Origin of the sequence: Bacteroides sp. 3_1_23, from assembly GCF_000162555.1 — a bacterium.
Classification (GTDB): Bacteria; Bacteroidota; Bacteroidia; order Bacteroidales; family Bacteroidaceae; genus Bacteroides; species Bacteroides ovatus.
The window spans coordinates 818,410-832,187 of sequence record NZ_GG774955.1 but is presented as its reverse complement, the minus strand read 5'-3'; the positions used below and the strand labels follow the sequence as shown (position 1 = coordinate 832,187).

17 protein-coding genes are annotated in these 13,778 nt (G+C 50.1%); 14 read left to right on the top strand and 3 right to left on the bottom strand.

Going from position 1 to position 13,778, the window contains the following annotated elements:
• The first annotated feature begins 2 nt into the window (after nucleotides 1–2).
• The 4 genes from HMPREF9010_RS03650 to HMPREF9010_RS03665 all read left to right on the top strand — a co-directional run bounded on the left by HMPREF9010_RS03650 (nucleotide 3) and on the right by HMPREF9010_RS03665 (nucleotide 2,576).
• Nucleotides 3–425 (top strand): dihydrofolate reductase family protein, encoded by a 423-nt coding sequence (locus tag HMPREF9010_RS03650; protein ID WP_004293871.1) that lies wholly within the window; start codon nucleotides 3–5, stop codon nucleotides 423–425.
• Nucleotides 426–663: 238 nt separating this feature from the next.
• Nucleotides 664–1,269, top strand: a complete 606-nt coding sequence (locus HMPREF9010_RS03655; protein ID WP_004293872.1) for an RteC domain-containing protein — start codon at nucleotides 664–666, stop codon at nucleotides 1,267–1,269.
• 103 nt (nucleotides 1,270–1,372) lie between these two features.
• Nucleotides 1,373–1,852: a Panacea domain-containing protein gene (locus tag HMPREF9010_RS03660; RefSeq protein ID WP_004293873.1), complete on the top strand. Its 480-nt coding sequence runs from the start codon at nucleotides 1,373–1,375 to the stop codon at nucleotides 1,850–1,852.
• Nucleotides 1,821–2,576 (top strand): hypothetical protein, encoded by a 756-nt coding sequence (locus HMPREF9010_RS03665; RefSeq protein WP_004293874.1) that lies wholly within the window; start codon nucleotides 1,821–1,823, stop codon nucleotides 2,574–2,576. The genes HMPREF9010_RS03660 and HMPREF9010_RS03665 overlap by 32 nt, the downstream gene beginning before the upstream one ends.
• Nucleotides 2,577–2,628: 52 nt before the next feature.
• Here HMPREF9010_RS03665 and mobC read toward each other — a convergent pair whose 3' ends face one another.
• Genes mobC through mobA form a run of 3 tightly spaced genes read right to left on the bottom strand, consistent with a single transcriptional unit; the run spans nucleotide 2,629 to nucleotide 6,323 of the window.
• Nucleotides 2,629–4,638 (bottom strand): conjugal transfer protein MobC, encoded by a 2,010-nt coding sequence (mobC, locus tag HMPREF9010_RS03670; protein WP_004348455.1) that lies wholly within the window; start codon nucleotides 4,636–4,638, stop codon nucleotides 2,629–2,631.
• Between the two features lie 30 nt (nucleotides 4,639–4,668).
• Nucleotides 4,669–5,916: a conjugal transfer protein MobB gene (gene mobB, locus HMPREF9010_RS03675; protein WP_005790811.1), complete on the bottom strand. Its 1,248-nt coding sequence runs from the start codon at nucleotides 5,914–5,916 to the stop codon at nucleotides 4,669–4,671.
• Nucleotides 5,895–6,323 carry a conjugal transfer protein MobA gene (mobA, locus tag HMPREF9010_RS03680; RefSeq protein ID WP_005790810.1) on the bottom strand — a complete coding sequence of 143 codons (429 nt, stop codon included), beginning with the start codon at nucleotides 6,321–6,323 and terminating at the stop codon, nucleotides 5,895–5,897. Before mobA ends, mobB begins: the two co-directional genes overlap by 22 nt.
• A 385-nt stretch (nucleotides 6,324–6,708) precedes the next feature.
• Here mobA and HMPREF9010_RS0124765 point away from each other — a divergent pair, with 385 nt between their 5' ends.
• From HMPREF9010_RS0124765 to HMPREF9010_RS03715, 10 genes are all read left to right on the top strand, one after another.
• Nucleotides 6,709–6,948: a hypothetical protein gene (locus HMPREF9010_RS0124765; protein ID WP_025819417.1), complete on the top strand. Its 240-nt coding sequence runs from the start codon at nucleotides 6,709–6,711 to the stop codon at nucleotides 6,946–6,948.
• A gap of 56 nt (nucleotides 6,949–7,004) precedes the next feature.
• The gene (locus HMPREF9010_RS03685; RefSeq protein ID WP_005790809.1) at nucleotides 7,005–7,760 is read left to right on the top strand and encodes a ParA family protein; all 756 of its coding nucleotides are present in this window, start codon (nucleotides 7,005–7,007) and stop codon (nucleotides 7,758–7,760) included.
• A gap of 5 nt (nucleotides 7,761–7,765) precedes the next feature.
• Complete coding sequence (locus HMPREF9010_RS03690) at nucleotides 7,766–8,215, top strand: DUF3408 domain-containing protein (RefSeq protein WP_005790808.1); 450 nt, start codon at nucleotides 7,766–7,768, stop codon at nucleotides 8,213–8,215.
• Between the two features lie 20 nt (nucleotides 8,216–8,235).
• A complete protein-coding gene (locus HMPREF9010_RS03695) occupies nucleotides 8,236–8,595 on the top strand; it encodes a DUF3408 domain-containing protein (RefSeq protein WP_005790806.1) in 360 nt (119 codons plus the stop codon).
• Nucleotides 8,592–9,332 carry a hypothetical protein gene (locus tag HMPREF9010_RS03700; RefSeq protein WP_005790803.1) on the top strand — a complete coding sequence of 247 codons (741 nt, stop codon included), beginning with the start codon at nucleotides 8,592–8,594 and terminating at the stop codon, nucleotides 9,330–9,332. Before HMPREF9010_RS03695 ends, HMPREF9010_RS03700 begins: the two co-directional genes overlap by 4 nt.
• Before the next feature lie 200 nt (nucleotides 9,333–9,532).
• Nucleotides 9,533–9,850, top strand: coding sequence for a DUF4134 domain-containing protein (locus HMPREF9010_RS03705; RefSeq protein WP_005790801.1), 318 nt, complete (start codon nucleotides 9,533–9,535; stop codon nucleotides 9,848–9,850).
• An 11-nt stretch (nucleotides 9,851–9,861) separates the two neighbouring features.
• Nucleotides 9,862–10,194 (top strand): DUF4133 domain-containing protein, encoded by a 333-nt coding sequence (locus HMPREF9010_RS0124760; RefSeq protein ID WP_005790799.1) that lies wholly within the window; start codon nucleotides 9,862–9,864, stop codon nucleotides 10,192–10,194.
• Nucleotides 10,191–12,707: a TraG family conjugative transposon ATPase gene (locus HMPREF9010_RS03710; protein WP_005790798.1), complete on the top strand. Its 2,517-nt coding sequence runs from the start codon at nucleotides 10,191–10,193 to the stop codon at nucleotides 12,705–12,707. The genes HMPREF9010_RS0124760 and HMPREF9010_RS03710 overlap by 4 nt, the downstream gene beginning before the upstream one ends.
• Nucleotides 12,708–12,741: 34 nt before the next feature.
• The gene (locus HMPREF9010_RS0124755; RefSeq protein WP_005790796.1) at nucleotides 12,742–13,122 is read left to right on the top strand and encodes a DUF3876 domain-containing protein; all 381 of its coding nucleotides are present in this window, start codon (nucleotides 12,742–12,744) and stop codon (nucleotides 13,120–13,122) included.
• A 24-nt stretch (nucleotides 13,123–13,146) separates the two neighbouring features.
• Nucleotides 13,147–13,776, top strand: coding sequence for a DUF4141 domain-containing protein (locus HMPREF9010_RS03715; RefSeq protein WP_005790794.1), 630 nt, complete (start codon nucleotides 13,147–13,149; stop codon nucleotides 13,774–13,776).
• Nucleotides 13,777–13,778: the final 2 nt, after the last annotated feature.

Genomic DNA, 13,778 nt, shown 5'->3' with positions numbered 1-13,778 from the left:
TTATGGGTAAAGTTCAGATTCTCGCCGTACTGACGATGGACGGATGTCTTTCTTCAGAGTTATATGATAAAGCACATCAGGATTTGTGCCTTGACCGTTGCGGTCTTGATGAAATCAGGAAGAAAGCCCTTTACCGTGTGACACCGGACTATTCCATTTCAATGCTGCACGAATGGAGAAAAGACGGCACAAACATCCGTTACCTCGCGGAAGCCACACTGGATACGGCAGATTATATAAACGGACTACTGCGTATGCACGCTGTGGATGAAATCATACTATACACCGTTCCTTTCATATCCGGAAGCGGACGACATTTTTTTAAGTCGGCTCTGCCAGAGCAACACTGGACGCTTTCCTCCTTGAAAAGCTATTCCAACGGTGTATGTCGCATTATCTATATCCTTGATAAAAAAGCAAGATAGCCAAAATGTGCGGCAAGCATACATTTCTATTTTCAGGAATAGAATAAATGTTCTGATTACAAACAATTTAAGTCGGAGATAATTTGTCCTTGTGAAAAAATATTGAATTTTATACCTCTGAAATCCAGTACTTTGTAAAATTGAGTGTTGGATTTTTTATTTTCTGCCGCGTTTTTTGCCAATTATATTCATGTGCGCACGCAGAAAACAAAGTGTAATTTTCAAAATTGACAGAACCATGAATTATTTCTTGCTGGCGGAAACCGACTTTTTCCGCCTGATAAACGAAGCCGGTGACTGCAATATGGAAACGGCATACACGGCTTTTGCCACCCAAGTGATCGAACTGTGTAACGGTAGCATGGACGCGAACCTTACCGTCATCGCGCTTGCCTACATCGAAATCGAGTTGCAGCACCATCCCGTGCGCAACCTGTCAGAAGAAAAGAGAGAGATTGCCGCCTATGTCAGCAAGGCCCTGTCTTTCGTGAGGAAGATGCAGAAATTCCTTGCCACGCCCCAAGTGCCGCCACTGATATCCGCCAACAACACAACAGAAACCGCCACCAGCCTCCTGCAATGGACGGGCAATGCCATCGACCTCGTGGAACTTATCTACGGCATCGACGAGATGGGCTGCATCAACAACGGCAACATGCCGCTCAAACAGCTTGCCCCGCTCCTTTACAAGATATTCGGGGTTGAGTCGAAGGACTGCTACCGTTTCTACACCGATATCAAACGCCGGAAGAACGAAAGCCGCACCTACTTCCTTGACAGAATGCAGGAGAAATTGAACGAGAGGATGCTGCGCGATGATGAGTTGGATCGTATGAGGAGATAAAAAACAAATTCATTAGAATAAATCACATCAATTCAATTCATTATTTTGTTATATTAGAAAAAGATATTAACTTTGCATTGAAATTGATATAGTCATAATTCAGATGAACTCAATACACGATATAACAGACTACATTATCTTACGAGTAAAATCGGAAGATAGATTTGCGTCTTTAATAAATTTAAAGTTGCAGAAGTTATTGTATTATGTTCAAGCATGGTCTTATGGTATCAATAAAAAACCTATGTTTGACGGCGAGTTTGAAGCATGGATTCATGGTCCGGTAAATCGAGAAATCTACAATCGATTTAATTCTACAAAATATCTCTATTCAGAAATCAATATTGATGATTGCATGAATCACAATGTGAGTTTATCATCAGAAGACGCTGAATTCATTGACTTTATATTGGAGAATTATCTTAAATATAGCGGTGCTGAATTAGAACGATTGTCCCACAATGAGATGCCTTGGATTGAAACACGTGGAGATTTAAATGTAAATGAGCGTTGTGACAAGGTTATTACTCCAGAACTAATGATTGAGTATTATGGGAAAAAATGGGAAACTATTAAATCTTAATTCAGATTCTCCTAAATACGGAAACAAATCATTAGTTACCAAAGAACAAGAAAATGAGTTAAAGAGAAGGAAGATAACTTTTTCCTTCTCTTACTTTAAGCAGATACCTAATTTTCAGATTGGAGAGTGTTCTAAGGGATGGCATATTGGGCTTCTTGAAAGATTAGGTGCTTTGGGTACTATGACACCGCAAGAAGTATTAGAAGAAAATAGAGGTAGTATTGCATTAAGATGTCATCCAATAGATTGGAGTGCTAAAAACATTCCTATTCAACGAAAAGATTTAGATTGGCTACCAAAAGAAATATTGGACAATGAGACAGATTTTCCAATAATGCAATTTTCGATAACAAAAAGTACGGGGCGTATTGTAGGTTATTTTGATCGGGATTCTTCTATATTTCACATAGTATTATTAGATCCTGAACATAATATACAACCGGCAAAGAAAACTAATTATCAAATACAACCAACTACAAAAGGGTTATCTCAATATGATGATTTATTAAATAAGTTGGAACGAATTAAAAGTATCGTATCAGATTGTTCTGATAAAAAGTGCAAATTGCATTCACATATTAGTGTTATAGAAGAATTACATGACAATATTGTTTATATAGGACTTGATAATGACTTCTATAGCACTTATCAAGAAATCTTAAAGAAAATTCCATTGCAAAAAATTTTGGAAAACGGAATCTTAGTAAGTATGGATAATGCTTAAGTTCTAAAAAAGTGAAGAAAGGTTTATGGTAAGCCTTTCTTCATTTTTTTATTTACTTCTGCTGCAACAGATATTTCAGGTTATCATCGCCCGCGATGCGCTCCAGTTCCTCCTGCACAATCTGCTTCACCTCTTCCTTGATACGCCGGTAGTTCGCCTGCACCGTTTCTTTCATGCGGTCGTTGCCGTCCTCGTCCGTGAAATCGGTAATGACCGGAATTTTCTTGTAGGCACGTTCCTCCCGCTTCACCTTCTCGGCATCCACCACAATCTCGCAGTGAAAAATTTTCTGTTCGATACGTTCGTTGAAGTTGTCGGACACCGAACCGACAAACATTCCCTGCGTCAGACCGGAAATCTTGCTCGGCGGAATGAGCGCATCCATCTGCGTGTTGATGGAGGTGGAAACATCCTGCCGGTTGATGGAGATAGACTGCCGTTTCTGCAACACCTTACCGAACCGTTCCGATAGTGTCTTTGCCGTTTCACCTACCACCTGCCCGGAGAAAATGTTACCGACCGTATTCATCACCACTTTCGCCTCCTTATCACCGTAGTCGCGCACCAGCTGGCTGAAATCCTGAAATCCCAGACACACGGCAACCTTGTTGCTTCGGGCGGTGGCTATAAGGTTGTCCAACCCCTTGAAGTATATCGTGGGCAGCTCGTCGATGATGACCGATGACTTCAGCATTCCCTTCTTGTTGATGAGTTTCACGATACGGGAGTTATACAATCCGAGAGCCGCCCCGTAGATGTTCTGACGGTCGGGATTGTTGCCCACGCATAGGATTTTCGGCTCTTCGGGATTGTTGATGTCCAGCGTAAACTCGCTGTCCGACATCACCCAATAGAGCTGCGGGGAAATCATCCTCGAAAGCGGGATTTTCGCCGACGCTATCTGCCCCATGAGCTGCTCCGCAGCCCCTCCGAGCCAAGCATCCATGAACGGGGAAAGGTAGTTTTCCAGCTCCGGGTAAGAGGTCAGTATCGGGAAAATATCCTCGTAGCGGCGGTTCAAAAACTCGATGGCATGGGGAAACGTGCAATACTTCCCGTTCTGATAGATTTTGAGATACCAGATAATGCTGGCAAACAAAATGATAGGTGACTCCACGAAGAAGTCGCCCTGCTTTTGCACCCAAGTTTTATTGAGGTTAAGCATTATCGTGTAGGCACTCTCGTAAGCGTCCGTAATATCCTCCATGAAATCCGGGTGTATGGGATTGCAACGGTGTGAGCGTCGCGGGTCGTCGAAATTGATCACATAGAATTTCGGCTTCACCTTGTAGCCCTCCGGGTGGTTCAGCAAATGGTTGTAGGCTATGGTGGACAAGTCACTGAATTTGAAGTCATATACATACATCGAGAAGCCCTTTTCAATCTGTTGCTTGATAAAATTGTTTACCACGGCGTATGACTTGCCGCTGCCCGGCGTACCCAACACGATGGACGCACGGAAGGGATTCACCACATTGATCCAGCCATTGTTCCAACGCTTTTTGTAATAGAAGCGTGTGGGCAGATTGACCGAATACTCGCTTTCGATGAGCCTCGTTTCCTGCATGAAACTCTCATTCTCGTTGTTGAAAACATCCTCCATCAGATTGTGTTTCAACAGGCGGCTCATCCACAGCCCGCCCATCAAAAGACAGACATAGCCCGTGCCGATGGTAAGGATATACAAGCCCGTCACCGCTTCAACCGGCAGCGGCAGAGCCAGTATCCACCAGTTGAGGAAAAACAGCACGAATCCGGCGGCGAGTGCCGTCCATATTCTTCCCCAAGTGATTTTCTCGCCCTTGACCCCTTTCGTACCCAGACAGGACAGGGCAAGCAGCAGGACGGCAAACAGTTTCGTGTACAGAATGGAATGGAACAGCCCCGCCGTGCGGTCGAAGTTCAGAAGGATTTTGTCCACCACACCGATGTTCACGCCCCATAGCCGGATGGCTTCGTAGCAGAACCAGTACACGTTCATGACCACTAAAATGATACTCACGGCACGCAGAAAATCCATGATTTTCGCCAATGCCCTCAAATCGTCTTCTTGTTGTGACATACATTGATTTTTTAATTGTTGATACTCCGATTACAAACCCAAGCCCTTGCGCTTTTTCTTCTTTTTGCGCTTCATCGCCCGGATGAAAGCCTCTTCCTCGGCATCTACCGCCGGACCTTCGGGAGTGAGCAAGCCCATTCCGCCCGATACGTCTTCACGGTCGTATGCGGTCTGTCCGTGTGCCTTGTCCGCAGCATCCATAGGGATGGATAACGGTATCGGCGGTTGTCCGGCGTATGGCAGGGTGAAGTGTTCCTGCAAGGCATTCGCCGAAAGCTCCTTGCCCATGCGCGAACCGTTCAGCACACTCCCCGTGCGGTGGTCGATGAAGGTAGCCCCGTAGATGCGCCCTTCCTCCGTGTAGCGCAGTACGGTGTCGATGCCCTTCTCTTTAAGTTGGGAAACAAACCTATCCTTGTCATAAGTGCCTTGCAGCACGGAAAGAACGGTACGTTTCGTCATGTCTGCCAGTTTCCTGTCCTTAATCTCCGATCTGGAACGTACAAACTTCTTCTGCATGGCTTCATAGCCTGCGGACTTCCCGAAGAGCGAGGACTTGAACGGGTTGCCCACCTTGTTGCCCCTGCCGTCCGTGACGGAATAGACCAGCCCGTGATATTCCCGTCCGCGCACGTTACCCCTCGCTTCCTCCACCGTCAGGTTATAGATGGAAAGGAGCGCACGGTATTCGCCCATCGTCTGGAAACGGTACTGCCCGTTCAGAGCTTTCACGGTGCCAGCCACCTGCTTCTTCACATCGCCTGCTGATGCGTCCACCTTGCGCAACGGGTTATCCAATCTCTGATTTTTACGTTCTGCCGGATGCAATCCGTACTTCTGTTCCAGTTCCCTGCGAATACGGTCGCTGCGGCGGTAGAGAAAATCCCGGTTGAGCCTTTTCCCGTTTTCGTCCACGTTGACCGTTACGATGTGCAGGTGGTGGCGGTCTATGTCCTCGTGCTTGAAAACAAGATAAGGCTGGTTTCCGAAACCGAGTTTTTCCAGATACTCGCGGGCGATATTCTGCAACTCAATATCGGTCAGCACATCCTCTGGGTGCGGGTTGAGCGAGATATGCACCACCGGCTTCTCGACCTTCATCTGCGGTGGCAGGAAGGTGTGGAAACCCTCCATCGCCTTGCTTATGTCCACCGTTCCCGAACCGTCATTGTAGATGCGGTTGGTGGTGAGAAGCCGCCCCTGCGCCTCGTTAATCTTCTCCCCGTTGTAGGCAATCGCGCCGTACAACGAGTCTCCTACACTGATTTTTGCGACCATTTTGCTTCCATTTCTCTCGACAATTCCACAATCTGACGGCTCAGTTTCACGAGTTCGACGGTGCGTTGCTCCAGCTTGTAGAGCAACGCCATCGCTTTTTTCTCGGAAAAATGCAGCCTCAATTCCTTCACGACTTGGTTGTAATTCGTCCCCACGGCGCGGAACTGCGCATGAAAATCCGATAGCTTGGTGTAGTAGTCCACCAGCGTCTTGTCCACCTTCAGCACCTTGAACGGTTGCCCGAAGAAGTGCGCTTTGAGGAAAACCGACCTTGCATAGACACCCGATTTTCCAAACATGGCGAGGAAACGGTTGTGTTCCTCTTCGTTGAAACGGACGGTGTAGCGGTACACCGCCGGATCGAGTTTGGGATTTCTCCCTGCTTTGCTTTTCCTTTTCTCTTTCATATCACTTTGGATTTAGCGGATTGACGGCATAAGCCGCCGCTTCTGTTCACGGCACCGCAGTTCTGAAAGGCTTTCCGACTTCGGAGGGAAAGCCCGTCCCCTGCAAGGGCAAGTGCTTTTCGTGGCTGCTCAAAATATTTTGAGCGGCTGAAAAGACATCTTGCTATGTTCAGGTGAACATAAAAATCCGTCAGGGGACGGATTGGGAAGATACCTTTCAGGACTCCGGCTGCGCCACCATCGGCGAACCCTGCTGTCCGGGGGCAAAGTTACGCCCTTAAAGCGGTATCGGACAGATGCTTGACCCGGTCAATGACTGCCAACCGGCGCAACGTGCTGCCACTTGCTTGGGAAGTGATACAAGTTTCAAAATATCATTGTTTATTTGCAGCATGATTCGGATGAAGGACTGAAAGCACACCCCTTCAATCGGATGTTCGGACAGCAATCCGGGCATCTGTCCAAACGGTCGGAAGCGGGTGTGAACGGACAACCGGATTTCCATTCCCGTATTCATGCGTATGAACCAAGGCTTGGACGGGTGGATATGCAATCGGATGTCCGCAGGCTTGGACGGATTGGTGAACAGGTAAATGAACGGACGGTAAAGCGTGCGTGCGTATGAATGGCAATACGCTGCCGTGACCGGACAGATGTGTAACTTAATAAATTATCAAACAAATGAAAGAGACAACTTATGTGGCAATCTCCACGCAGAAAGGAGGGGCCGGAAAGACAACCCTGACAGTGCTTGTGGCAAGCTACCTGCACTATGTGAAAGGCTACAACGTGGCCGTGGTGGACTGCGACTTTCCGCAGTACAGTATTCATGACATGCGCAAGCGTGACCTGAAAGCCGTCATGGAGGACGGGCATTACAAAGTGATGGCGTATGAGCAGCTCAAGCGGCTGAAGAAAAACCCGTACACAATCAGATGCAGCCGCGCGGAGGATGCGATAAGAACCGCCGAAAATCTGACGGAGGCACAGCCCGACCTTGATTTCGTGTTCTTCGACCTGCCGGGTACTATCAACAATGCCGATGTGGTACAGACTATCGCCAAGATGGACTACATCTTCACACCCATCATCGCAGACAGGGTGGTGATGGAAAGTTCCATCAAGTTCGCCACAGTCATTAACGAACAGATGATAAGCACGGGAAAATCCGGCATCAAAGGAATCTACCTTGTGTGGAACATGGTGGACGGACGCGAGAAGACGGAACTATACAAGGCATACGACAAGGTATGCGCCGAGTTCGCCCTGCCTATCCTCGAAACATTCCTGCCGGACAGCAAGCGTTTCCGCAAGGAAACAGCGGCGGAGCGCAAGGCGGTGTTCCGTTCCACGGCGTTCCCTGCGGACAAGACACTGGTACGCGGCAGCAACCTTGACCGCCTTGTGGATGAAATTCTCGGTATCATCAAAAATTGAGTGTCATGGCAAAGAAAGCAAGAATCGAGGACATCGACAGTGATGCCATAATCAACTCGTTCCGTATGGACGATGCAAGCATACCGCCGGAAGCAAGAAGCACGGACGGCAATGTATCGGATCTACCACCGAAGGAAGAACCGCAGTCGGCCGGACCCCAACCTGCATCACGTCCCAAAGAAGAAACGGAACGCAGGCGCAGGAACGGCAAGCCGGAGAAGACGGATTACGATTCCATGTTCGTGCGGGAGTCCAATGTCACGGCAAGGCTCGGAAAACAGGTGTACATCCGAAAGGAGTACCACGACCGCATACTGAAAATGCTACATATCATCGGAGGTAACGAGGTGACTATCGCCGGTTTTCTTGACAACGTGCTGACCTACCATTTCACACAGTTTCAAGACGAGATAGCGGAATCCTTCAAGCGACACATGGAGTCATACAATTTATAAACATTTTAATCAATAACAACATGAGAAGAAAGATGAATGACAGTCAGGCGGACAGCCTGCAAACAAGAAAGAGTGAGAGAAACGTTGCCCGTGCAGCGAAGTGTGCAACCGACAAAGGTCTGGGAAAGACCTGTGATGTTCCCGGAAAGGGAAAGGGCAGCAAGCCTATTGCGGCTTTCCTGCAATCGTCGGAAATCAAAACACGACAGTGCATATACATCTCCCGTGAAGTCCATGAGAAAGTCGCTATTGTCGCCAACCGATTGGGAAACGGATTGAGCATCGGCAAGTTCGTGGACAATGTTCTCCGTGACCATTTCAGACAATACGGTGAGAAGTACATGGAACAGATTGAAAACGCCAAAAAAGTGAGATTATGACAAAAGTATTCTTGATTGTATCGGTTGCCTGCAACGTCTGGTTCCTGCTCATGTTATTGTCTGACAGAATAACGGAAACAAAATTCGTCCGGTTCCTCAAAGGGGCTGCCGGATTATGGCGGTCGTTGGGAACGAAGAGTGAAAAGCAAGATACCTTGCATAGTGAAGCCTCGGATGAAGATGCGGACATCATCGGTAAGAGCCGTTTCAGGATGGCTCCAACTCGGACAACCGCTGCCATATCGACGCAAGAAGCAGCCATTTCGGAAAAAGGCATTGAGCTGTCGGAAGAAGAGGCTACTTTTGACGACGGAAACACGGAAACCGCATCGCGCCCGACACAAGTCCCGGAGGATAAACTCGATGAAACCTTCACGAGCATATCGCCGGAGGAACTGGAATACGGAGAGGATGAGCCGGAGGATGATGAACCGGGCAAGGGACAGGCTTCGGGAAGTGCATTCGAGGACATCGACATGGCAGTACGAACAATAAAGAAGGACTCACCGTCCGAAGCGGAGATGCGACACGCTGGAAAAGTCATGACGGAGCTTGACGGGACGGAGCTTTACTCCAGAATAACGGAACGCTTGACCGACGAAGCAATGAGCGAGAGGCTTGCCAAAGCAATGGCAGTCTTTGTGGACACGGTAAACACTACCGTGGCACAAGCAAAAAGCAAAGTGTTCGTCGTGCCTGACAACATCGAGGAGTTCGACATCCGCAACTATGTATGACAACTGAAAAAGGAAAGAACATGAAGGAATGACAATCAACCCACGCGGCGAGGAAGCGCAAGGCGCATCCGGTACGCAACGGACACACCCAAGTCCGTGGAAACAAAAGGGCGACCACTAAACCAAAGTAAAGTAAAAAAGTATCAACCGCCCGACAAAGGACCATCCACCCTTTCGACGGCAAAAAACAAGGACAGTTTATGAACAAGAACATCGTAAGAAACAGAAAAACAATCCTCTCTGCGGCACTCATCATCGCCGCAACCGCCTCCGCCTTCGCGCAGGGAAACGGCATCGCGGGCATCAACGAAGCCACCTCTATGGTGAGTTCCTATTTCGACCCCGGCACGAAACTGATATACGCCATCGGCGCGGTCGTCGGGCTTATCGGGGGCGTGAAAGTGTACGGGAAATTTTCATCGGGCGACCCCGACACCTCAAAAACAGCCGCAAGCTGGTTCGGCGCGTGCATCTTCCTGATTGTAGCCGCCACCATCCTGCGCTCATTCTTCCTCTAATATAATAATGTATGGCTGAATACCCGGTAAACAAGGGTATCGGTCGTCCGGTAGAGTTCAAGGGCTTGAAGGCTCAGTACCTCTTCATCTTCTGCGGAGGTCTGCTGGCTCTCTTCGTCCTGTTCGTCATCCTCTACATGGTCGGCATCGACCAGTGGATATGTATCGGCTTCGGCGCGGCATCGTCCTCCCTCCTTGTATGGCAGACCTTCGCGCTGAACGCCCGGTACGGCGAACACGGGCTGATGAAAATGGGAGCGGCACGGAGCCACCCCCGATACCTGATTAACCGGCGGCGGATACCCCGTCTGTTCAAACGACAACGAAAGGAAGAAAGACAATGAGGAATACATCGAAAATGACAACACTGGAAAACAAGTTCCCGCTTTTAGCGGTGGAGCATGGCTGCATCATCTCAAAGGACGCCGACATCACGGTGGCTTTCGAGGTGGAGCTGCCGGAACTTTACACCGTGACGGGCGCGGAGTACGAGGCGATACACGGCTGCTGGTGCAAGGCAATCAAGGTGCTGCCGGACTACTCCGTCGTCCACAAACAGGACTGGTTCATCAAGGAACGCTACAAGCCGGAACTTCAGAAGGACGACATGAGTTTCCTCTCACGCAGCTTCGAGCGACACTTCAACGAGCGTCCGTACCTGAAACACACCTGCTATCTCTACCTGACCAAGACGACAAAGGAGCGTAACCGGATGCAGAGCAACTTCAGCACGCTGTGCCGGGGACATATCATCCCGAAGGAGCTGGACAAGGAAACCACGACCAAGTTCTTGGAAGCCTGCGAACAGTTCGAGCGCATCATGAACGACAGCGGGCTTGTCAGGCTGCGCCGCCTATCCACCGATGAGATTGTGGGTACTGAGGGAAAAACGGGATTGATTGAACGCTACTTCTCGCTCATGCCGGAGGGGAATACCACCTTACAAGATATTGAGCTTTCGGCAAGGGAGATGCGCATCGGCGACAACCGACTGTGCCTGCACACCCTCTCCGACGCGGAAGACCTGCCGGGCAAGGTGGCAACCGACACCCGTTACGAGAAGCTCTCCACCGACCGGAGCGACTGCCGCCTCTCCTTCGCCTCCCCCGTGGGGTTGCTGCTCTCCTGCAACCATATCTACAACCAGTATGTGCTGATAGACAACAGCGAGGAAGCCTTGCAGAAGTTCGAGAAATCCGCCCGCAACATGCAGTCGCTCTCACGGTATAGCCGGAGCAACAGTATCAACCGCGAGTGGATAGACCAATACCTGAACGAAGCCCATTCCTACGGGCTGACCTCGGTACGGGCGCATTTCAACGTCATGGCGTGGAGCGACGACGCGGAGGAGCTGAAGCATATAAGGAACGATGTGGGCAGCCAGCTGGCAAGCATGGAGTGCGTGCCGCGCCACAACACCATCGACTGCCCGACGCTCTACTGGGCGGCGATACCCGGCAACGCGGCGGACTTTCCGGCGGAAGAGAGTTTCCATACCTTCATCGAGCAGGCGGTGTGCCTGTTCACGGAGGAAACCAATTACCGCTCTTCGCTCTCGCCCTTCGGCATCAAGATGGTGGACAGGCTCACGGGAAAACCGCTGCACCTCGACATCAGCGACCTGCCCATGAAGCGGGGCATCACCACGAACCGCAACAAGTTCGTGCTGGGTCCTTCGGGCAGCGGCAAGTCGTTCTTCATGAACCACCTCGTGAGGCAATACTACGAACAAGGTACGCACGTCGTGCTGGTGGACACGGGAAACTCTTATCAGGGCTTGTGCGGCATGATCCGGCGCAAGACAGGCGGAGCGGACGGCGTGTACTTCACCTACACGGAGGAAAAGCCCATATCGTTCAACCCGTTCTACACCGATGATTATGTCTTCGACGTGGAGAAGAAGGACAGCATCAAGACCCTGCTGCTGACGCTCTGGAAGTCGGAGGACGACAAGGTGACGAAGACGGAGAGCGGCGAACTGGGCAGTGCCGTGAGTGCCTACATCGAGCGCATCAAGGCAGACCGGAGCATCGTGCCGTCTTTCAACACCTTCTACGAGTATATGCGCGACGACTACCGCAAGGAGCTGGCTGAACGTGACATCAAGGTGGAGAAGTCCGACTTCAACATCGACAACATGCTCACCACCATGCGGCAGTATTACCGGGGCGGGCGTTACGACTTCCTGCTCAACTCCACGGAGAACATCGACCTGCTCAACAAGCGGTTCATTGTCTTCGAAATTGACAGCATAAAGGAAAACCGCGAGCTTTTTCCGGTCGTGACGATCATCATCATGGAAGCCTTCATCAACAAGATGCGACGGCTGAAAGGGGTGCGGAAACAGCTTATCGTGGAAGAGGCTTGGAAGGCTCTTTCTTCGGCGAACATGGCTGAATACCTGCGCTATATGTACAAGACGGTCAGAAAATATTACGGCGAGGCAATCGTGGTAACGCAGGAGGTGGACGACATCATTTCCTCTCCCGTGGTCAAGGAGAGCATCATCAACAACTCCGACTGCAAGATACTTCTCGACCAGCGCAAGTATATGAACAAGTTTGACCAGATACAGGCGTTGCTCGGACTGACGGAAAAGGAGAAGGGGCAGATACTCTCCATCAACATGGCGAACAACCCTTCACGGCTCTACAAGGAGGTGTGGATAGGCTTGGGCGGCACGCAGTCGGCGGTCTATGCTACGGAGGTCAGTGCCGAAGAGTATCTGGCGTACACCACCGAGGAAACGGAGAAAGTGGAGGTTTACCGTCTGGCGGAGAAGCTGGGCGGCGACATCGAAGCCGCCATCCGGCAACTTGCCGAAAAGCGGAGAAACAAGGAAACAACCAACAATTAAAAATGAATTTATCAACGAAAAAAGAAAAATGCGTATGAATTTACCAAAAGTGAAAATGCTGCAAGTCAGCAAGTGCCTGATCGGATTGGCGGTCATGATGCTGCAATCCTGCGACGTGGCCGACAACCTCCGTGACATGCTGTGCGGGAACTGGGAGAGCGTGGAGGGGAAGCCCGACGTGCTTATCTACAAGGAGGGCGAAGCCTACAAGGTGACGGTGTTCCGCCGGAGCGGTCTGCGCCGCAAACTCAAGCCGGAAACCTATCTCTTGCAGGAGGAGAACGGCAACCTGTTCATGAACACCGGCTTCCGCATCGACGTGTCCTACAACGAGGCAACGGACGTGCTGACCTTCTCGCCAAACGGTGACTATGTGCGGGTGAAGCCGCAGCCGGAGAACCAGACAGAAGAATAACAACCGCTAAAATCCAAAGTAAACATGAGAACAAGAATAACAATGATTGTCTGCCTGTGCCTGCTTCTCGCGGGCCGGGCAAGCGCACAGTGGGCGGTGATAGACCCGTCCAACATCGCCCAGAGCATCGTGAACACCTCCAAGAACGTGGTGCATACCTCGACCACCGCCCAGAACATGGTGAAGAATTTTCAGGAAACCGTGAAAATCTACGAGCAGGGAAAGAAGTATTACGACGCGCTGAAATCAGTGAACAACCTTGTCCGGGATGCCCGCAAGGTGCAACAGACCATCCTGATGGTGGGCGACATCACCGACATCTATGTGACCAACTTCCAGCGGATGATGCGTGACGACAACTTCACCGTGGAGGAACTGGGAGCCATCGCCTTCGGCTACACGAAGCTGCTGGAAGAGAGCAATGATGTACTGACCGAACTGAAAAACGTGGTGAACATCACCACGCTCTCCATGACCGACAAGGAGCGCATGGACGTGGTGGAACGCTGCCATTCCAAAATGAAGCGTTACCGCAACCTCGTGAGCTACTACACCAACAAGAACATATCGGTGTCCTATCTCCGCGCTAAAAAGAAGAACGACCTCGACCGCATCATGGGGCTGTACGGGAACATGAACGAAAGATACTGGTAAGA